The following is a 19,360-nucleotide window of genomic DNA, read 5'->3' on the forward strand; positions in this document are numbered from 1 at the left end:
TGCAAAGTACGTCTATTGAAATCTAGAAAAATAATTTATCTGATTATTAAACATTTCGTAACACAACCCAGAGCAAAAAAAGGGGAGCCAATTCCGGATCCCCTAATATGAATTAAACATTTTGACTTATTCTTCCAGCAATACTTCAACCGCCTTGATGAGTTGTTGATCAAGGCCTTTTGCTGTCATTTCAGGTGTATTATCAACTTTAATATCTGGTTCTAACTGACTGTTTTCCAAAAATTGGCCATCCATGCCTTTCATACCCACCTGGGGAATTCCAAAGATGGTTTTACCATCGATCATCATTTCCCACCATACGGCAGTACCCGTTCCCGGTACGGGCATTCCAATTAGTTTTCCTATTCCCAATGCCTTATAGGTATAAGGAAACATGTGCGCATCGGAGTAATTGCTTTCACTAATCAATACAATGGAAGGCTTATACCATTTTCCCAGTGGTTCACCACCCATATTAGTCTGGCCTCTGGGTTCAAATTTCATGTACTGTTTGCCACTTAAAAAAGTAGCCAGGTCATCGTGCAACCAGCCGCCACCATTAAATCTGGTATCGACAATAAGCGCTTCTTTTGTGTGATGCTTGCCAAGGGCTTTTTCATAAACTTCTCTAAAACTGCTGGAATTCATTCCGGCTACATGCACATATCCCAGACGCCCATTTGAAAGTGAATCCACAGCCTCTTCTCTGGTTTTAATCCATCGTTCGTATCTGAGTTGATACTCTTTATTTAAACTAATAGGAGTAATTACCTCTTCCCATCGCTTTTTGGTGTTTGGGTTGTAAAAGGAGATTAAGGTCTTTTTATTTTCTATTCTGTTGAAATGTATGTGGTAATTCTCACCGGGTTTAATTAACTCACCATTGATTTTTTCGATAATTACCCCTTTTTTAATCAAGCCCTTCTCAGTAATGAGTGGACTTTTATCCATAATCTCGATTATTTTTAAGCCCTTCCCTTTAAAATCGGAATCATAAAAAGCGCCTAAACTCGCTGTTTTGTCTCCAGTGGGTTTGTTATCAAAATGACGGCCTCCGGTATGTGATGCATTTACTTCCCCCAGCATCTCGCTAAGTATATCGGCGAAATCAATGGAGTTGTTAATGTGTGGTAAAAACTTGGAGTATTCTTTCTTGTACATGTCCCAATCCACTCCGTGCAAATCTTTTAGATAGAATTTTTCTCTGAATTGTCGCCAGGCGTGTTCAAACATATATGCTCTTTCGGCATCTTTGTTTAAATTCATTTCACTGCTAAAGGAAATACCGCTTTTCTTTCCATCTGAAACAGATATCTTACTCAGTTTTCCTTTCTCATTTAAAAAGATGTTTTTTTCATCATTATCAAAAACCAGGGCTGAATATCCGGCCTGCATTTTTGTTAATAGCTTTGTTTCATTTTCCTTGAAGTCTGTTTTCCATAAATCATATCCTTTTTCAAATCGCGTGAGATAATAAAGGTTTTCTCCATTTTGATCGACCAAAAAATCGGACAGGAAGGATGAATGGATGGTCAGTTTCTTTTTTCGATCATAAAGACCGTCCATATCGATTGTCAGTTTGTTTACAGAAGATTCATCACTTTTTCCTTTATCCTTTTTCTTTTTATCATCCTTATCATCCTCTTTTTTGTCTTCTTTCTCTTCCTTCCACAATTCATAGTCCGCTTTGCTGAGGTTAAATTTTTGCCATGCATCTTCGGTTAAAAATATTCCGTAAACATCACTTTCCGAACCCCAACTGCCATGCGAACGGTAACCGTTTTTATCAGTTTCCCAATAGACCATTTCTCCTTTCATACCAAATTTTGCGCGTCCGTTATTATAACCGGATCTTGTTAAATTTATTGGGGCTTCCTTACCGCTGCTTTTAATTAAGCCAATGTCGTAATTCCATCTGTTGCTACTTAAATATTCGATCAGTAGCCATTCGCTGTCGGGCGACCATGCGAAATACTGATCACCATCTGAATAAGAATATCTGTGAATTCCGCCATGCACCAATCGGCTCTCTTTTGATTCTAAATTGTATACTTTAATGGCAGTGCGATCTTCGAGATAGGCAATTTCCTTCCCATTTGGTGAAAAGACCGGTTGAAAAGTCTCTTTATTGGTTTTTATCAAAACCTTTTCGTTGATAATTGTGGCATTGTAAAAGTATTTCTCCTCTTTGCGATCCAGACTGGCCTCGTAGATGTTCCAGCTTCCATCTCTTTCTCCTGCGTATACCAATTTGCTTCCGTCTTCATTAAAATCAGGGCTTCGTTCCTGTTCAGGTGTATTGGTAATTCTTTTCGTATTGCCATAATCCACAGAGGTTACAAATAGCTCTCCCCTCACAATAAAGGCTATTTCTTTTCCATTGGGAGAAACGGCAAAATCCTTAGCTCCGCCCTTAATCAATTTTACAATGCTTTCATTGTAACGCTCATCCTGTTTGACCTCAACTTTTATTCTTTTAGGTTCTTCTCCTTCTTTTTGGGTATAGAGTGCGCCGTCAAAGGTATAGCAAAGTGTTCCCTCATCGCTTGAGCTTAGATACCTTAGAGGATGCATTTCAAATCGACTTATTTGGCTACTGTTATTCTCTGAACCCGATGAAATGTTACTTTTCCAAACATTAAACGATCCACTTCTCTCACTTAAAAAATAAATTTCTTCATTGTTTTTCCATATTGGATTTCTGTCCTCGCCCATCCAGTCTACCACTTTTTGATATTTTTTCGCTTCCAGATCATATATTAAAATGTCGCGGGTAACGGATGAGGTATGGTGTTTTCTAAAGCTATTTTCATAGCCTTTTCTATCGTGGTAAATAATCTTTTTGCCATCGGGACTAAACTGAATATCTTCAGCTGGTGTTGTGATTACCTGTTCTACTCTGCCTCCGCTGTCAGCAACCATATAGGCCTCTGACAAAACACCTGAGGGATGTAAAACGGAGCTTTGAGCATCCAGTCTCGCGGAAGTAAAAATGATTTTTGAATTGTCTTTGCTGAAATCACCGGGATAATCATTGGAAGAATGATAAGTTAATCTTGTCGTTTTTCCACCGTCAGAAGACATTATATAAATATCATAATTCCCAAATCTTTTAGAGGCAAATGCGATCTTCTGCGCATCATTGCTCCAAATCGGATAAGCATCATATGCTTCATGCACGGTTAATTGTTTTGCTTCCCCGCCCGAACTACTGACCTTGTATATATCGCCTTTATAAGAGAAAGCAATTTGCTTGCCGTCCGGAGAAATACTGGCGTATCTAAGCCAAAGAGCTTCATCGGCAAAAGAATAGGAAAACAGTAAAAGTGTTATTAATGAGGTTATTAGACTTTTCATAAATGAATCAATTAATCAAATTATTATTAGGTTCGGGGACTAAAAAATCTAGAATCAAAGTTATTATATTAATAATAAGACAGGCAGTCTTAATATAATTCAAAGCAATTAAAGATACGGATTTACGTAAATACCGAATCTCCATCTCCATCCTGAATGTGAATGTCGGCTTGAATTTTATTTGTTTCAAATGCTTTTGCAATGATGTATCTATTGGTTATTTTTTTTTGATAAAGACTTAAAAGCCCAAGGTTTCCAAGAATTTCAATGACGGAAGAGTTATAGGTGCTTAGAGTACTGACCTTCCATTTTTTTATGTGCAGTAAAATAATATTTCGGATTGGTTCACTTCGACAATCTGTGTTTTGATAGAAGTAAGGAATTTTTAAATGAGTATTTCTCAAGGTGAATATTATAAATGCACACAACTGTCCCTTTACGTTTCTAATTTTTAAAGCTTTAATTTCGAATTTTTTGTCTACGGAAGAGAAGTAATATTTTTTATGCATTTTGTCTTTCACCTTAGCCGAAAGGATCCAGGGATTATTTAAAATCCAATTAAAGTCTCTTGAGGATCTCTTAAATAATTCCTTATTCTGATTTTCACGAATAAATTCATTCAATTCCTCATTTACTTTTTCAATATATTCAAATTGATATCCTTCAATGGAATCCTTGATTAACCAATATCTCCAATCCAGAAAAAAGTTGAAAAAAAGATCTTTTAGTTTAAGAATGCCCTTTAGTTTATTAAATAAAGGATGTTTGGGTGCTAATATAAAATGAAGATCAGAACGCAAATAATATCTTCTACCCTGTTTTTGACAGAGATAATTGAAACGGCCTGTTTTGTCATAAAGTTTCTTAGCCGGATCAGTAAAGCGTGTGGCAAGCAAACGATTATCCCAAAGTTCTAATCCTTTCTCTACTAGTTTGAATGCAATATTTTTACCTCTGAACGTAGGATTTATCCAAATACAAGACATCCAGGCGCATTTTTCAAAATGATCTTCATAATAAAGAAAATCGGGCAGTGTTCCCAGATAGCCGCATAGCTGGTCCTCTTCAAAACAAAGAATTAATAAAACGTCATTATCATCCAATCGTGGATTAGCCATTTGCGATATAGCCCTGTGTCTACTAATAGGCAAATTATCCATTTTGCTGTATTCTACTGAATCAATAAAGTCCGAGAGCTGTTTTTTATTAAGCGTTTTGAATTCCATTATTTTCGCCAAATTTTATTTTTACCAAAAGGCCATTTCAATAAATAATAAAGCATTTCCCCTTTTAAAATTTCATCGCCCCTTAAATCAGACGTTTCAAAAGAAATTCTCTGGAAATGAGAGTCAATATTTTCTGTTTTTAATCCTGCTCCTCCAAAGGTTTTAATCGAAGGATACTTCAAATTTATTTTTTTGAAAAAATCGTAGTTCACTCCAAAATCACTGAATGGAAAAGAAAACAATTTGTAGTTCAAATTAAAATTGCTCTCCAGATATTGAAGGGATTTTTGAGTTTGAGAAAGCTGCTCATCAGAATTTAAATCAGAATACAAAGGGTGGTCATGGCTATGTGCACCAAAATAAAAGCCGCGGTCTATTAAAGATTTTATTTGAGTTGAATCCAAATAAGGTTTTTCTTTTTTCAGAAAAATATTGAAATTCAAATCTATCTTTTCAGCGATATCATCCAATCGTTTTGATTCTAGGTATTTAATAGTCAAAATATCTTGAATCACAAATTCTAAATTTTGATTTGCAAAGCCTAACAATTTCAGTCTTTGCGGATCTTTTATTATTTGATTAACAATTAAACTGGCTTTATATCTATAAAAAAGAGCTTTATTATCGACAAATGCTGAATTTAAAAAGCAAATTGCACTAAGGCCTTTCTCCTCAAGAATGGGCGCGATTACATGATAAAATTCACTCAGACCGTCATCGAAACTTAATACAAATGGGATTTTACCTTTTCGATTTAATTCAAGGCCATTTAATAGCTCACCCGGATTCAGAGGATAATAGAACTTTAACAAATAGTCCAGATCATATCTGAATTCTCTGACCGACTTATGTCTATAGAGAAATTTTAGGTGCGATTTAGGCTCGTCTGAAATACAATGATAATAGGGTAAAATACATGGAGGTTTGACCAATCCTGTCAAAAGATTTGTGGGTATAAGCTTTGTTGCATAGCGAAGACGATTTAAAACTTGTTTTCTATAACCTGCCAAAACCTTATGCTTGTATTTTTACAATTTAGAATTAAGCCATTTAAAAGTTCAGAAAAGTAAATATTGTGTATTAATACTGATTCGAATAAGCAACATTTTTTTAAATTGAATGTTAAGATCAAAACACCAAAATATGAAGACTACTTACTTATTGTTTATTGCAATGTTTTCTCTTATCGCTTATGGCTCGGCCGAAAATCAATCTACCGGCTCTGAGTCAAGTGATTCAACCATTATTGAGACTGAGGTCAAAGAATCAAAAATCGTATCCGAAGAAATTGTTTATAGCGCTGATTCTGTTGAGATGAAAGGTTTCTTGGTTTTCGATGCCAATAACTCTGAACCAAAACCCGGAATTCTTGTAGTTCACGAATGGTGGGGTCATAATGAGCATTCAAGAAATCAGGCCAGGAAACTTGCGGAAATGGGTTATGTAGCTTTGGCTGTTGATATGTATGGAGATGGCAAACAAGCTAAGCATCCTCAGGACGCCGGAAAATTCGCAGGAATGGTCATGAGCAATCTCGAAGGAGCAAAAGCACGATTTGATGCTGCGTATAAGGTCCTGGCCTCCAATGAAAATACTGATCCGGAAAAAATTGGCGCCATAGGCTTTTGCTTCGGTGGCAGCGTGGTACTTACCATGGCCAATTCGGGAAAGGATCTCGATGCCGTAGCGGCTTTTCATTCCGGGGTTCAATTGCCGGTAATGCCCAATGAAAATCTTAAAGCCAAAGTATTGGTCTGCAATGGCGAAGATGATCCAATGGTGCCCGCGGAACAAGTTATGGCCTTTAAGGATGCTATGGATGCCGCGGGTGCGGATTACAAATACATAAGCTATCCCGGAGTTGTCCATGCTTTTACCAATCCCGGAGCCGACTCCCTCGGTGCTAAATTTGACCTGCCTTTGGCTTATGACGAAAATGCAGATCGTGCAAGTTGGGAGGAAATGGAACTTCTATTCAGCTCCACTTTTAAATGAGTTTAAAGCAAAGAGATCGAGATAGAATTATTGAAATGGCCTGGGAAGACAGAACGCCTTTCGAGGCCATTGAATTTCAATTCAATGTGACTGAAAAAGAGGTTATAGATCTTATGCGCCGAGAGTTAAAACTCAAAAGTTTTAAGCGCTGGAGAAAACATGTTCAGGGAAGAAAAACCAAACATGTGAAATTAAGAGATAATGCTGTAAAACGATTTAAAAGCTCAAGACAAAAGTCCATTTCACATAATCGTATTACCTAGATCTTTTATTAGCCTTTTTTTTTGCCCTCTTTCCAAACTCCTTTCTCAACATTCTTTCCAACATTTTGTCGAATTCCTCAATTTGTGATTCATTGCAATATGAACGCAGCTCTTTAAAGTGTTCATAAGTAAGGCTGTCTATTTTAATATGTAAATCGCCAATTTTTCTCAAAAGGGGTGAAATTTCTTCTTTTTCGGCATTTCTTACGTTGGCGTCAAACAAAACTTTTTTTACAGTCATCAATTCTCTTTCAACAGGTTTGATTTGTTCAAAATGTCTTGATCTTGCTTCATGGAAATCCTGCATTTGTGATTCTGATAAACCAATATTCTTTTTCAGGATTTTTTCCATTCTATGCTCATTTTTATGTCTGTCGTGTTTTCCTTTATGGTCCTTAATATGGCCATACCAAATAAATCCAATACTAAATACATTTAGAATTGCAAGACTTATGATCAGTATAATATAAACTTTAGTATCCTTCATTTTCTGCTATTTCAATGTAAGATTCAAAATCAATGCTGTAATTATTAAAATAGTCATCATTTAACTCTACAGCGCTATTGTTAAATGATAGCTCAACGATTTGTGTACGAAAGAAAATGGAAAGGTTTAGAACAAGGATGATCGTAGCGGCAATTTTTAGCAGCGGCATAGGAATTATAATGGTTCTTTCAGACATTCGTTTTTCAAGCTCATCGTAAAATGAATCCGGTGCCTTGGCCTTAATCAAATTGTCGAGGCTGCTCAGAGTTTTTTCTATTTCTATTTCTTTTTCCATTTTGTATTTATTTAGATGCCATATCTCTAAAAAACTTGTATCAGGACTTATAATAATTTTCCAGTTCTTTTCTCAGGTTTGTTTTTGCTCTGAAAATCAATGATTCCACAGCGCTCAAACTCATTTCCATGATATCAGCAATTTCCTTATAGGCAATGCCCTCTATTTTATGAAGCACAAAAGCAGTTCTTTGTTTTTCAGGCAGGGATTCAATTTTTGAATAGAGGATTGTTGCTCTTTCTCGATTTTCCAATTGAATTCCGGGATGTTCCCAAATAGATCTGTTTTTCTGATCTTCAATAGAAATGGTATTAAAAAATCCACTTCGTTTTTCCCTGGATTTCCATCTTAAAAATTCAAGTGATTTGTTGACTGTAATCCTGTATATCCAGGTACCGGCCTTTGAATCACCTCTGAATGTATGAGCCTTCTCATGAATATGAAGAAATATATCCTGTGCTATTTCTTCTGTATCTTCCTGTCGTTTAAGGAAGCCAAAGCAGGTGTTGTACACCTTGTCCTGAAAACGGCTTACCAATTCCCGAAAAGACTCATTAAGGCCTTCTCCTGTTTCAATAAGTAATTGTTCATCGGACTTTCTTACCATAGGTTAGAAATAAAAAAGGCCATTCTTTATGGAATGGCCCGAATTTAAATTAATACATATTAATGGTGGGCTTTATGTTTGGCCTTTTCCATTCTCCTTTCTCTATGCATATCGAATGTAATTCTTTGATCGTCATTCAGCAATGCTCGAATATCCTGTTGTGCTTTCGCTTCTCTTTTTGCAATACTGGCTTTCAAAGCTGCGATTTCATCAATCTGCTTATTAATTGCATCCATATCCGGCTCATCTGCTGATCTGAGTGTTTTGAATCTGGCTTCTTTTTCGCCCAATTCATTTCTTAAGGGTTTCATGTCCTTCATAGCTGAAAGACGTATGGACTTTATATTTTCCTTTTGATCCTCAGTCAGATTGGGAATTCTTTCTTCAATATTTGCCATTCGATCCTTGCGCATTTCCTGACCTTTCTGTCTTTGTTCAGCTTCCTGTGCCATCGACAACATTGGTAAGCTTAATAAGAGCATTGCTAAAAATGTTCCGCCGATTAATTTGATTCTCCTTTTCATGATTTTAAATTTTTGTTACAATTACTTAGATGCCATTTGAAAACAAAACTTGTGCCAGAGAAAAAAATATTTCCAGAATCCAACTAAAACTCAACTTTTGGAGCTGATTCAGCCCCTTCATCCGCTTCGAACATAGGTCTTTTGTCAAAATCAAAAAATCCGGCATAAATATTATTGGGAAATTGACGGATATAGGTGTTATAATCTCTTACAGTCTCGTTAAAGCGTTTTCTTTCAACAGATATGCGATTTTCTGTACCTTCCAATTGCGCCTGAAGCTCGAGAAAGTTCTGATTGGACTTGAGGTCTGGATAGCGTTCTACGGTAACTAAAAGTCTGCTTAGTGCAGAATTTAGTTGACCCTGAGCCGCCTGAAACTTTTGAAGATCAGCAGCATTGGAAGGATCGATTTTAATACTGCTCGCATTCGCTCTTGCTTCTGTAACGCCCACTAATACATCCTTTTCCTGTTCTGCAAATCCTTTTACCGTATTGACCAGGTTTGGAATTAAATCAAGTCTTCTTTGGTATTGTGTTTCCACATTGGCCCATTGTGCTGATACAGATTCATCTTTGCCAACCATTGAATTATATGTGCCTTTAATACTTGAATAAGCTATAATAAGTACTAGGACAACAACGCCTATAATGATCCAGGATCTTTTCATAATTTAGTGTTTTGACGTAAAATTAAGCATAAGCTTTTATTCTTTAATTTTTCAATTGATATTTACTCCAATAATGTCAAAAACAAATAATAATAAAGCATTAATTATTCCCTTCTTGCTGACTTTTGTGTTTGCATGCAACTTTGTAAATGCGCAAGACCTCATTTCGATTCCAAAATTAGAAAGTCCTGTAACAGACCTCACATCCACCCTCCAGTCCTCACAAAAAGCAAAAATTGATAGCTTCTTACTCGAATTCAGCTCAAAAAAAGGAAGTCAAATAGTCGTTTTAATTATTCCCACCACAGCAGAAGAAAGTATCGAGGAGTTTGGGATCAGAGTGGCAGACAAATGGAAAATTGGAAGAGAAGGCCAGGATGATGGTGTAATTCTAATCGTAGCAAAAGAGGATCGCAAAATCCGAATAGAAGTGGGTTATGGACTTGAAGGTGCCATTCCCGATGCTTATTCCAAACGAATTATCGAAACCATCATATTGCCTGAATTTCGATCGGGAGATTTTTACCATGGCATCAATGAAGGTGTACATGCGATAGTAGATTTAATTAATGGTGAGGCCTTGCCAACACCAAGTCAGGAAACAACTGAGGATTTTCAAAATTTTGGATTAATTGCCCCACTTACCATGATTTTCATGATTTTGATTATTTCTATTGGAGCTGCACTCAAAAAGAAATTGGGTAGACTAAAAACCAGTATAATCATTTTTGGTGCTGCATTTTTAATTTATTATTTGCTGTTCTCAATTTTTGCAGTCGCAGCTGTCATATCTGTTTTCTTAACCTTTATCGTAAACCTCACCGGTTATGGTGGTGGTCGTAGTGGCGGAGGCTATCGCGGATATGGAGGCTATGGCGGATTCGGTGGTGGCGGGTTCAGCAGTGGAGGAAGTTTTGGAGGAGGATTCAGCGGTGGTGGTGGAAGTTTTGGCGGCGGTGGCGCCTCAGGAAGTTGGTAATATTATGGCAAGATTTAATTTTAGCGAAAAAGACAAGGAAAAAGTTAAAGCGGCGGTAGAAGAACTCGAAAAAGTATCTTCCGGTGAAATCGTGACTTATTTTGCTAAGAAATCAAGCAATTACGATTCTGCAAAATGGTCCAATGCACTTTTATTTATGGCATCGGCTACTTTTATGCTGACCATCATGTCTTACATGTGGTGGTTACCTGGTACTATTGGTACGTTTGAAACAAGCGGCTTTATACTGCTTTGTGGAATATTTGGATATGTGCTTGCCGGGGCACTTCCATCCTATCGTTTGTTTATCGTCGGTCGTGAAAATGCTTACCACAAAGTAAGGTTAAGAGCTATAGAAGCTTTTATCAATGAAGAAGTATTTAATACCAGAGACAGAACAGGTATTCTGTTTTATGTCAGTGCTCTTGAACATCAGGTGATAGTAATGGGCGATAGCGGAATAAACCAAAAAGTAAATCAGGAAGACTGGGATTCAGTAGTCACCCAAATACTCGAAGGAATAAAAACCGATGAAGTATCCGATGGGCTTGTTAAGGCCATACATTCTTGCAAGGAACTGCTGATTAAAAATGGATTTCATGTTAGAAGTGATGATACCAATGAGTTATCGGATGATATCAGAATCGAAGATCATGAATGAATTTAAAGGAAGAACTACAAAAGGAATATAGCTCTGTCAACTCTATAAGGCTGGCTGCATATATTAAAGACCACAAAAATAAAACAGCCGAATTAATGGCCTTGTATTCCGGAAAAGATCAGGAATTGGCTAAAAGGGCATCATGGGTTTTACAACATCTTCACAATCTTGCCCCTGAGCAATGCGATCCCTTTCAGAATTTAATAATAAATACATTAAAAAAAGCCTCTATTCACGATGCCGTAAAAAGGTCAGGGTTAAGAACGCTTGCAGATCAATCAATCGACGAGGAAAACCTGGGCGAAGTCGCTGAAATATGTTTTAACTTTTTAAACAGCATGCATGAAGCCGTTGCCGTGAAAGTACATGCAATGGAAATACTTAAGAATATTGTGAAACGAATTCCGGAATTGAAAGAAGAACTCCTCTTTTCAATTGAAGAGCAACTGCCATTTCAGAGCAGTGGATTTAAAAACAGGGCTAGCAAAATCCTCAATTTCCTGAATAATCTATAGTAAAGGATTTTCAAAAGGCCAGAAACTACCCTTATGTTTTATTTTGTCATGTATATTTTGCAATCATATTTCAGATCATTTTGCATGAAATTCATATAAATTATTTGTATTTATTATATTTTTTTTTGCTTTAAATCTAAAGGAAGCAATACTCTCTGTCTAATAACAACGCATCTTATAATTTCCGCAAGTCATTCAAATTACATCATTAACAAGAGCAGTCAATATTGGTTATCTTCACTGTACTTATTGCAAGTCGTTAAAACAAAGACGCTAAGTTTAAAGCAATAAAATCAATTGTCGATCGAATCGGGACAAAAAATAGAACCCAGAAATGAAATATGGCTGCTTATAGCAACCATCACAGCTTCGAGTATGGCCATGATTGATTCTACTGCATTAAATGTGGCACTACCCGCACTTCAGAAATCATTGAATATCAGTGGCGCTCAATTGCTATGGGTGGTCAATTCTTATCTGCTTTTTCTCTCATCGCTATTGCTTGTCGGTGGTTCACTCGGTGATTACCTGGGCAGAAAAAAAATATTTATGTTGGGAATAGGAATTTTTGCTCTCAGCTCGATCGCCTGCGGAGTTTCTCCAAACGGTCTTTTTTTAATAATTGCAAGAGCTGTTCAGGGAATCGGAGGTGCATTAATGGTGCCGGGTAGTTTAACATTGATTGCAACATTATTCCCTCAGGAAAAAAAAGGACGTGCCATCGGAACCTGGTCTATGTTTTCGGCACTTACCACTATATTGGGGCCTGTCCTGGGAGGTGTTTTTGCCAATCTGGGATTATGGCGATGGGTATTTTTTATCAATGTACCTCTTGGGCTTATGGCTCTGTGGATTCTTTCTTTTAAAATTCCCGAATCAAAAATCAGGAAAAAAGAAGGTGCGCTTGATTTTAGCGGGGCTCTGTTCATCACTTTTTCATTGGGTTTTGCCACCTATGGTTTTATACAAGCCTCAGAATGGAGTTTTTCCAATCCAATAATTATTGCAAGCCTGCTTCTTAGCGTTGTATTCTTCTCCATATTTATAGTGATTGAAAAAAGGGCTAAAAATCCGCTCATGCCATTATTCTTATTTAGAAATAACACTTTTTCAGCCTTAAACTTTCTGACATTTTTAATTTATGGAGGATTGGGTGCGGTATTGTTTTTTCTTCCACTCAATATCATCCAAATCCAGGGTTATTCTGAAATAATTGCTGGTTTGGGGATACTTCCCTTTGGTATTCTAATATCAGTATTGGCGAGAATTTCAGGAAAATGGGTAGATAAATACGGCTTTAAAAAATTGTTAATCATTGGACCTCTTATTACAGCCATTGGCTTTGCGGCTTTTTCAATTATAGGATACATAGGAAATACTATGACTTTCATTTATACATTTTTACCGGTTTTGATTATTTGTGGCATTGGTATGGGATTGACGGTTGTTCCTTTAACAACGGGTATAATGATGAGTATAAAGGAAAGCCACACAGGGGCTGCCAGCGGTATAAATAATACTATTGCCAGGGCTGCCAGTGTAATTGTTTTGGCCATCATGGGTTCATTAGCCCTCATTCAATTTAAAAAAGACTTTAAAAGCGACATGGATTTAAATTCATATACGCTTGAACAAAGAGAACATCTCGATAAAGAACTTTTAAAATTTGCCGAAGCTAAAGCACCTGAAATATTTAATGAGGAGGAAAAAGATAGAATCAATCTCAACATAAGGGAGAGTTTTTTAACCATTTACAAACACGTTTGTCTGATCGGTGCATTTATGCCTTTGATAGGTGCTGTATTTATCTATTTTTATGTCAGGGAATAGTCTAAAATATTTCTCATATTCACTTAAAAAAATCATATTATGATCAAGGCAGAGGGTATGTTAAAGGCAGATGCATTAAAAGGGAAAACAATAATCATCACCGGTGGTGGCACAGGTTTAGGACGCTCAATTGGAGAATACTGTCTTGAGTTGGGTGCAAATCTTGTGATCTGTAGCCGGAGAATGGAGGTCCTTGAAAAAGCCGCTCAGGAAATGATGGACAAAAAAGGCGGAACTGTTCTGCCAATTCAATGCGATGTCCGCGAATACAATGAAGTTGAGAATGTAATCAAAACTACTATTGAAAAATTTGGTTCCTATAATGCCCTGCTTAACAATGCGGCCGGAAATTTTATTTCCCCTACCGAGCGTCTTTCGCATCGGGCTTTTGACATTGTCGTAGACATAGTCTTAAGAGGCAGTTACAATTTCACACTGGCTTCGGGTAAATACTGGATTGAAAACAAAGTTCCTGCTACAATATTGAATATTGTGACCACTTATGCATGGACCGGATCGGGCTATGTGGTTCCATCTGCCGTAAGCAAAGCCGGGGTGCTGGCTATGACAAGGTCATTGGCAGTAGAATGGGCAAAATACAAAATTAGGTCCAATGCCATTGCTCCAGGACCATTTCCTACCGAAGGCGCATGGAGCCGTTTATTACCCGGTGATCTCGTAAAGAAATTCGATCCTGCCAAGAAAGTGCCTGTCGGTCGTGTTGGAGAACATCAGGAACTGGCAAATCTCGCTGCATACCTGCTTTCAGATTACTCGGCTTATGTCAATGGAGAAGTCATGACCATTGACGGGGGTGAGTGGTTAAAAGGGGCCGGTGAATTTAATAATCTGGACATCATCACCGAAGAAATGTGGGATGCTTTTGAAATTGCAAGGAAAAATAAGGGAAAAGGCATCAAAACTGCAGCTGCTTATATCAAAGGTAAATTCAGTATGATGTTTAAATGAAAAAGAGGTATTTCTTAGTCTTGAGCATTAGAATTACAATTTTGCTCTTACGCAGTCATTGATATAGAATTGATATACCTCGTTGATTTCGTTTATTTTCTTATTAGAAATTTCCTCACATAAAGCCTTACAATCTGAAAAGTATTCAATTAGTCGTTTTCTTTTCAACCCCAGTATACCCTGGCTCGCCCGACACATCTCTGAATTTCCCGGCTTATAAAACAGAGGAATATAATCCAGATAAAAGTTATCGTCATGAACATATTCTAAATGATAGTAAATCAAATAAGGGTCTTTCTCAATGACTTTGAGAAATTTATTTGATATATTATTTTCTATTATATATCTGAATTTCAACATATTAACATCTTCTCTTAAACAGACAGATTCATAAAGCAGATCATTGTAAGAATAAGCCTGAATTACCCCTGGCCCGTATCTTTTAATCCGGTGTTTTCCTTTTTCTTTAAATCGTATTTTAATTTTTAATTCTGTGAAAGGTTCCGGATCGCGATCTTTAATCAGGCCCCATAAAGTATCGCCGTTTTGATCAATTATAAATCCTTCAAAAAAGCCTTTTTTTTTTGGGCCATTGACTCATTGAATATCAGAATTATGCTTATTACAATTATATATGTACGGAAAATCAATCTCATGTAATAATTATTTATCTAGCCAGGCTTTAAATGCTTTCACTCTTTCTCTGCTGATAATGATTTGATCTTTAAACTCGGGCATCAAACGGACGCTTAAACGCGCATTGAAATAACTGGAAATCTGTTCTATAGCTGAAACTGAACTAATAACTTTGCGATTTAAACGAAAAAAAGCATTCGGATCCATAATCTCATCAAGATCTTCCAAACTGTAATCTACAAACCACTTTTTGCCCTCTTTAGTCATAATATGCGTATAGCTGTCTTCGGAGAAGAAATAGGCGATTTGTTCCGATTCTATCGTTTTAAATTTATCCCCGGATTTTACTAAAAATCGGTGTTTATAATTTTGATTTAGTTCTTTCTTTAGTGCATTAATCAAATCCATCGAGGGATTATTGTCTTTTTGACTTTTCCATTTTTCTATAGCCTTGATTAATTCTCCTTTCTCCAGCGGTTTCAACAAATAATCGATTGAATTGTACTTGAATGCTTTAATAGCATGTTGATTATATGCAGTTGTGAAAATGATGTTTGACTTAATTTTGATAATATCCAGGAGATCAAATGCGGTGCCGTCTCCTAATTCTATATCCATAAATATTAAATCGGGTTCCGGATTATCCATAAACCAGGAATAGGCCATTGTTACCGAATTCAGACTCCCTAAAACCTCTATCTCCTCATCTATTTGGAGTAGCAAGTTTTTTAAATGATCGGCAGTGAGCTTTTCGTCTTCAATAATAATGACTTTCATGATGCCAGTTTTATTAATGGAAGTTTAACCGTAAAATATCCCCCCTCGCTGCTCACTTCTAATTCTTTTTCAGATAGATGTGCGTAGCGGTCGTTTATATTTTTCAGACCTGTTCCGGTACTATTCTCAACTTTTCTGACTTTCAGAGTATTTCTCATTACCAGAAAATTGTCATTTTCTGTATAGATATCAATCTTCAATGGTTCTTCCCCTGAGAAACTGTTATGTTTAGCAGCATTCTCGGCCAACATTTGCAAAGCCAAAGCAGGAATTCCATAAATACCTTTATTTATCCGAATGTCTTGGTTTATTACAATGCTGTTGTCATGGCGGATTTTAAGCAGAAACATGTAAGATTCAAGAAATGACAATTCATCTTCTACAGGAACTATATTCTTGTCTTTGTTTTCCAATACATATCGATAAATTTTGGATAATTGTGCTATAAAATCAGTGGCGAGATCGGAATTTTGATGCACCAATGAAGTCAGGACTGAAAAACTATTAAAAAGAAAATGCGGATTGATATGACTCTTTAGGGTTTCGTATTTATATTCCAGATTTTCCTTGATAATCTTTTCCTGTATCAATTCAGTTTCTCTTTTATTTTTCCAGAAATGATTGACAATAAAAGCACCTAATATGAGTAGATTAAACATCAAACCCTTAAAAGTGTCGCTTACAATCTGAACTTCAGGTGCAACCAATTCCGCGCAATCCAACCATTTTTCTGCATACATGGTCATAAACCAGGTTACGCCTATCAACAAGGGTGCAACTGCTAAAAAGGAATAGGTGAAAAGCTTACCCAATGGCCCGGGACTTAAAAAATTTTTTCCGTGCTTGTCTTCAAGTTTTTGAAAAAAATATTCATTAATGGACCAGGCTGAAAATGTTAGAAAAACAGTTTCAATGAAGTAGATAAAAGACAATTTATCGAATTTGATCATCTCCTGGTAATCCGGAGCAGTGGTGACTTTGAAAAATATCCATATCAGGACCGAAGCACCCATTTTTAAAGCAATGGCTTTTGGCGTAAATCCCTTGTACTCATCCATGCTTATAAAATTAGAACATTATTTTGTACTGGATTTCTGGAAGAAAACCCTGTTGGTATTCCCTTGTAAAGCGGTCGGTACGTACATTGTAAATTTCCTGAAACAAATTCTGATTATTGGTAACATTTTGTATATCAATCGATACCTGATGCGCCAAAGTTGATTTATTAATGGTATAGCTCAATTTTAAATCTGTCCTAAAATAATCATTGTACTTTTCTGAATAGGCTTTGTCGGAAATCAATTGAGTTGCTCCGGTATTTTGACTCAATTGACGGTTAACGGGTATATAGGGCCTCCCTCCTGTCCAGTTAAGTCTAATATTCAGACCTAATATTTTGTGATCCGAGTTGCCAATAACCCATTCTTTCCCCGCCAGTGCGTTGAATACATAATTTTGATTAAAGGCGGTGTTTCTTTCCACACCATCACTGCCTTTATATTTGGAATCAAACAAGGAGCTTGTTAAAAGAAAGTAATAATTCTTTGAAAAGAATTTTTCCAGGGTGATTTCCACTCCGATATTTTGGCCTGTTCCTTCATTGATAAGCACATCGGTATTATCTGGAAATCCATTAAAATTGTTTCCTGTATTGATGGCTGAGAAAGTAGATGCATTTTGCTCTACGGGAATGTTGAATAAGTACTGATAATAGCTTTCCACCTTCAAACGCAGATTTGGATTGATCATTTGATTATATCCCAGCACATAATGATTGCTTCGCATAAATTCAAGGTTCCTGTTTTTTTGAATAATTTCTCCTCCCTGGGTTCTTTCCTGTATGAAATAAGCATATGCCGGTAAAGTTTGACTGTGAAGGCCTGTCCCAAAGGATAATGATTTATTTTTAGAAAATGCCCATTTGATTCCGGCTCTTGGTTCAATTGCCTGCGCCTCGGTTAAATCGTGGTATTGAAAATGCGTACCAATATTCATTGATAATTGGTCGGTAAATCGGTGTTGCCAATCAGCAAAAACCTGATACAATCCAATTGAACCTTTATAATCTGTTATTCTCTGATAAAAGCCATTGGTAAAAGTGCTTTCCTGAAAATTGGAATTAGCGATTTCAGCCAATACTCCGCCTTGCAATACATTCCGTGAGTTCAATTTGTGATTCAACTTATAAAATACACTGAGTTTACTTTCTTCAAACGTACCTTCAGAATTTCTGGAAGTAGAATTAAAATCCGGGGCAGTCAAGGTATCGGAGGTGTATCTGTCACTGGCGCCCGATAAGGCCAGAATTAAATTCCCCGATGTTTTTTGACTAAAAAAATATTCATGACCAAATCCCAAAACACCTGATTGTGTAATGTTATAAATGTCTGAAGGCTGATCCTGGCTAAAAAAATCTTCAGGATCTTCAACCTCGCTGTCGTTGAGGTTAATACTTGCCATGCCTCCCAATCCAAATATTGAAAAGCGTCCGTATTTAACACCCGTTGGGATGTCTATTTTAAACGAAACATCCTGATATTCCGGAACAGCCGGAACGCCGATATCCAGTCCCAATGCATCAAAAACGCCAAGTGTGGAGTATCTGTAATTGGCCAGATAAGAGGCATTGTTCTTTTTGCTTATCGGGCCTTCTGTTGTTAATTCTATTCCGCGCATGCCCAACTGTACACCGTGTTCCATTTTTTGAGAATTACCCTTCCTGAAGTTTATATCAAATACGCCACCTATTACATTGCCGTATTCCGATGGAAATGCTCCTGTCATAAAATCCGAATTGGCCAGCATGTTTTGTGATATCATCGAAATGGCACCTCCTGCGCCTCCAAAAGTTCCAAAATGATTGGGATTAGGAACCGGGATTCCCTCCAGTCGATACAGAACATTACTAGGAGAATTGCCCCGAACCACAATATCATTTCTGACATCTCCCGAAGTGCTTACACCGGCAAAGTTTGTCGCCATACGAGCGGGATCATTCCAGGCACCTGCATAACGTGTGGCTTCATCAACAGAAAACTGACGAGCGGAAACCAAAGCAAATTCATTGATGGCTTCGTTGGGCTTTTTTTCTGAGCTTATAATAACTTCTTCCAATTGGTCAATGCGTTCGAGCATGGCCACTTCCAAATAAAGCTCTTTGGCAGAAGTGAGTACCAAATTGTTAAAGTAAACCGGCTCATAACCCAGCATACTTACCTGCAAGCTTTGTCTGCCCACTGGAATGCCAGTTAATGAAAAGTAGCCCTCCGCATTGGATACGGTCCCATTGACCGGTTTAGAATTTAAAAGCACGATGCTTGCTCCCGGCATAGGCATTCCGGATTGCTGATCTTTAATTTGACCTCTAATGATTTGCGTAATTTCCTGAGCTGAAGACACAATTGGTATTAAAACCGAGAGAAGTAGAAATAAGCGTTTCATAGCAAAAAATTGTTTTTACAATGATCTGTTTATTTTAAGCTTTAAATAAGAGAATTCTGCTGAAGCTACATATAAAAGTGTTGAACTGTAATATGATCTTTCGAAATTTATTCCTGTTAATAGCCACTTG

19 protein-coding genes are annotated in these 19,360 nt (G+C 36.9%); 7 read left to right on the top strand and 12 right to left on the bottom strand.

Annotated features, from left to right (window positions below; translation table 11 throughout):
• Nucleotides 1-126: 126 nt before the first annotated feature.
• The 3 genes from HZR84_00590 to HZR84_00600 form a co-directional block, all read right to left on the bottom strand.
• Nucleotides 127-3,357 (bottom strand): PD40 domain-containing protein, encoded by a 3,231-nt coding sequence (locus HZR84_00590; protein ID QNL20507.1) that lies wholly within the window; start codon nucleotides 3,355-3,357, stop codon nucleotides 127-129.
• A 122-nt stretch (nucleotides 3,358-3,479) separates the two neighbouring features.
• Nucleotides 3,480-4,595 carry a GNAT family N-acetyltransferase gene (locus tag HZR84_00595; protein ID QNL20508.1) on the bottom strand — a complete coding sequence of 372 codons (1,116 nt, stop codon included), beginning with the start codon at nucleotides 4,593-4,595 and terminating at the stop codon, nucleotides 3,480-3,482.
• Entirely contained in the window at nucleotides 4,583-5,593 is a 1,011-nt protein-coding gene (locus HZR84_00600) for a polysaccharide deacetylase family protein (GenBank protein ID QNL20509.1), read from the bottom strand. Before HZR84_00600 ends, HZR84_00595 begins: the two co-directional genes overlap by 13 nt.
• A 133-nt stretch (nucleotides 5,594-5,726) precedes the next feature.
• Between HZR84_00600 and HZR84_00605 the strand changes: the two genes are divergently transcribed.
• Nucleotides 5,727-6,578, top strand: a complete 852-nt coding sequence (locus HZR84_00605; protein ID QNL20510.1) for a dienelactone hydrolase family protein — start codon at nucleotides 5,727-5,729, stop codon at nucleotides 6,576-6,578.
• On the top strand, nucleotides 6,575-6,841 hold the full coding sequence (locus HZR84_00610) for a TIGR03643 family protein (protein QNL20511.1): 267 nt from the start codon (nucleotides 6,575-6,577) through the stop codon (nucleotides 6,839-6,841). Before HZR84_00605 ends, HZR84_00610 begins: the two co-directional genes overlap by 4 nt.
• Here the strand turns inward: HZR84_00610 and HZR84_00615 are convergent.
• From HZR84_00615 to HZR84_00635, 5 genes are all read right to left on the bottom strand, one after another.
• Nucleotides 6,834-7,328 carry a hypothetical protein gene (locus tag HZR84_00615; GenBank protein QNL20512.1) on the bottom strand — a complete coding sequence of 165 codons (495 nt, stop codon included), beginning with the start codon at nucleotides 7,326-7,328 and terminating at the stop codon, nucleotides 6,834-6,836. The two genes, HZR84_00610 and HZR84_00615, sit on opposite strands and share 8 nt — an antisense overlap.
• On the bottom strand, nucleotides 7,315-7,623 hold the full coding sequence (locus HZR84_00620; GenBank protein QNL20513.1) for a hypothetical protein: 309 nt from the start codon (nucleotides 7,621-7,623) through the stop codon (nucleotides 7,315-7,317). Before HZR84_00620 ends, HZR84_00615 begins: the two co-directional genes overlap by 14 nt.
• Before the next feature lie 40 nt (nucleotides 7,624-7,663).
• Entirely contained in the window at nucleotides 7,664-8,230 is a 567-nt protein-coding gene (locus tag HZR84_00625) for an RNA polymerase sigma factor (protein QNL20514.1), read from the bottom strand.
• Nucleotides 8,231-8,289: 59 nt separating this feature from the next.
• Nucleotides 8,290-8,754, bottom strand: a complete 465-nt coding sequence (locus HZR84_00630; GenBank protein ID QNL20515.1) for a periplasmic heavy metal sensor — start codon at nucleotides 8,752-8,754, stop codon at nucleotides 8,290-8,292.
• A gap of 83 nt (nucleotides 8,755-8,837) precedes the next feature.
• Nucleotides 8,838-9,422, bottom strand: coding sequence for a LemA family protein (locus HZR84_00635; GenBank protein ID QNL20516.1), 585 nt, complete (start codon nucleotides 9,420-9,422; stop codon nucleotides 8,838-8,840).
• A gap of 73 nt (nucleotides 9,423-9,495) precedes the next feature.
• Between HZR84_00635 and HZR84_00640 the strand changes: the two genes are divergently transcribed.
• The 5 genes from HZR84_00640 (at nucleotide 9,496) to HZR84_00660 (ending at nucleotide 14,376) form a co-directional block, all read left to right on the top strand.
• On the top strand, nucleotides 9,496-10,401 hold the full coding sequence (locus HZR84_00640) for a TPM domain-containing protein (protein QNL20517.1): 906 nt from the start codon (nucleotides 9,496-9,498) through the stop codon (nucleotides 10,399-10,401).
• On the top strand, nucleotides 10,337-11,062 hold the full coding sequence (locus tag HZR84_00645; protein QNL20518.1) for a hypothetical protein: 726 nt from the start codon (nucleotides 10,337-10,339) through the stop codon (nucleotides 11,060-11,062). The genes HZR84_00640 and HZR84_00645 overlap by 65 nt, the downstream gene beginning before the upstream one ends.
• Nucleotides 11,059-11,577 (top strand): hypothetical protein, encoded by a 519-nt coding sequence (locus HZR84_00650; protein QNL20519.1) that lies wholly within the window; start codon nucleotides 11,059-11,061, stop codon nucleotides 11,575-11,577. Before HZR84_00645 ends, HZR84_00650 begins: the two co-directional genes overlap by 4 nt.
• Nucleotides 11,578-11,874: 297 nt before the next feature.
• Nucleotides 11,875-13,407, top strand: a complete 1,533-nt coding sequence (locus tag HZR84_00655; protein QNL20520.1) for a DHA2 family efflux MFS transporter permease subunit — start codon at nucleotides 11,875-11,877, stop codon at nucleotides 13,405-13,407.
• 39 nt (nucleotides 13,408-13,446) lie between these two features.
• Nucleotides 13,447-14,376, top strand: coding sequence for an SDR family oxidoreductase (locus tag HZR84_00660; protein QNL20521.1), 930 nt, complete (start codon nucleotides 13,447-13,449; stop codon nucleotides 14,374-14,376).
• Between the two features lie 33 nt (nucleotides 14,377-14,409).
• Here the strand turns inward: HZR84_00660 and HZR84_00665 are convergent, their stop codons facing one another.
• The 4 genes from HZR84_00665 to HZR84_00680 form a co-directional block, all read right to left on the bottom strand.
• A complete protein-coding gene (locus HZR84_00665; GenBank protein ID QNL20522.1) occupies nucleotides 14,410-14,736 on the bottom strand; it encodes a hypothetical protein in 327 nt (108 codons plus the stop codon).
• A 303-nt stretch (nucleotides 14,737-15,039) separates the two neighbouring features.
• Nucleotides 15,040-15,789: a response regulator transcription factor gene (locus tag HZR84_00670; GenBank protein ID QNL20523.1), complete on the bottom strand. Its 750-nt coding sequence runs from the start codon at nucleotides 15,787-15,789 to the stop codon at nucleotides 15,040-15,042.
• A complete protein-coding gene (locus HZR84_00675; protein QNL20524.1) occupies nucleotides 15,786-16,847 on the bottom strand; it encodes a sensor histidine kinase in 1,062 nt (353 codons plus the stop codon). The genes HZR84_00670 and HZR84_00675 overlap by 4 nt, the downstream gene beginning before the upstream one ends.
• Nucleotides 16,848-16,857: 10 nt before the next feature.
• Entirely contained in the window at nucleotides 16,858-19,230 is a 2,373-nt protein-coding gene (locus HZR84_00680; protein QNL20525.1) for a TonB-dependent receptor, read from the bottom strand.
• Between the last annotated feature and the right edge of the window lie 130 nt (nucleotides 19,231-19,360).

The sequence above is a fragment of the Hyphobacterium sp. CCMP332 genome, from assembly GCA_014323545.1.
Classification (GTDB): domain Bacteria; phylum Bacteroidota; class Bacteroidia; order Cytophagales; family CCMP332; genus CCMP332.

Excerpts from the sequence above, each read along its gene's own strand:
- HZR84_00620 (QNL20513.1), bottom strand. The coding sequence starts at position 7,623 with ATGGAAAAAGAAATAGAAATAGAAAAAACTCTGAGCAGCCTCGACAAT.
- HZR84_00615 (QNL20512.1), bottom strand. The coding sequence starts at position 7,328 with ATGAAGGATACTAAAGTTTATATTATACTGATCATAAGTCTTGCAATT.
- HZR84_00665 (QNL20522.1), bottom strand. The coding sequence starts at position 14,736 with ATGTTGAAATTCAGATATATAATAGAAAATAATATATCAAATAAATTT.
- HZR84_00675 (QNL20524.1), bottom strand. The coding sequence starts at position 16,847 with ATGGATGAGTACAAGGGATTTACGCCAAAAGCCATTGCTTTAAAAATG.
- HZR84_00590 (QNL20507.1), bottom strand. The coding sequence starts at position 3,357 with ATGAAAAGTCTAATAACCTCATTAATAACACTTTTACTGTTTTCCTAT.
- HZR84_00660 (QNL20521.1), top strand. The coding sequence starts at position 13,447 with ATGATCAAGGCAGAGGGTATGTTAAAGGCAGATGCATTAAAAGGGAAA.
- HZR84_00625 (QNL20514.1), bottom strand. The coding sequence starts at position 8,230 with ATGGTAAGAAAGTCCGATGAACAATTACTTATTGAAACAGGAGAAGGC.
- HZR84_00640 (QNL20517.1), top strand. The coding sequence starts at position 9,496 with ATGTCAAAAACAAATAATAATAAAGCATTAATTATTCCCTTCTTGCTG.
- HZR84_00630 (QNL20515.1), bottom strand. The coding sequence starts at position 8,754 with ATGAAAAGGAGAATCAAATTAATCGGCGGAACATTTTTAGCAATGCTC.
- HZR84_00680 (QNL20525.1), bottom strand. The coding sequence starts at position 19,230 with ATGAAACGCTTATTTCTACTTCTCTCGGTTTTAATACCAATTGTGTCT.
- HZR84_00650 (QNL20519.1), top strand. The coding sequence starts at position 11,059 with ATGAATTTAAAGGAAGAACTACAAAAGGAATATAGCTCTGTCAACTCT.
- HZR84_00605 (QNL20510.1), top strand. The coding sequence starts at position 5,727 with ATGAAGACTACTTACTTATTGTTTATTGCAATGTTTTCTCTTATCGCT.
- HZR84_00670 (QNL20523.1), bottom strand. The coding sequence starts at position 15,789 with ATGAAAGTCATTATTATTGAAGACGAAAAGCTCACTGCCGATCATTTA.
- HZR84_00635 (QNL20516.1), bottom strand. The coding sequence starts at position 9,422 with ATGAAAAGATCCTGGATCATTATAGGCGTTGTTGTCCTAGTACTTATT.
- HZR84_00610 (QNL20511.1), top strand. The coding sequence starts at position 6,575 with ATGAGTTTAAAGCAAAGAGATCGAGATAGAATTATTGAAATGGCCTGG.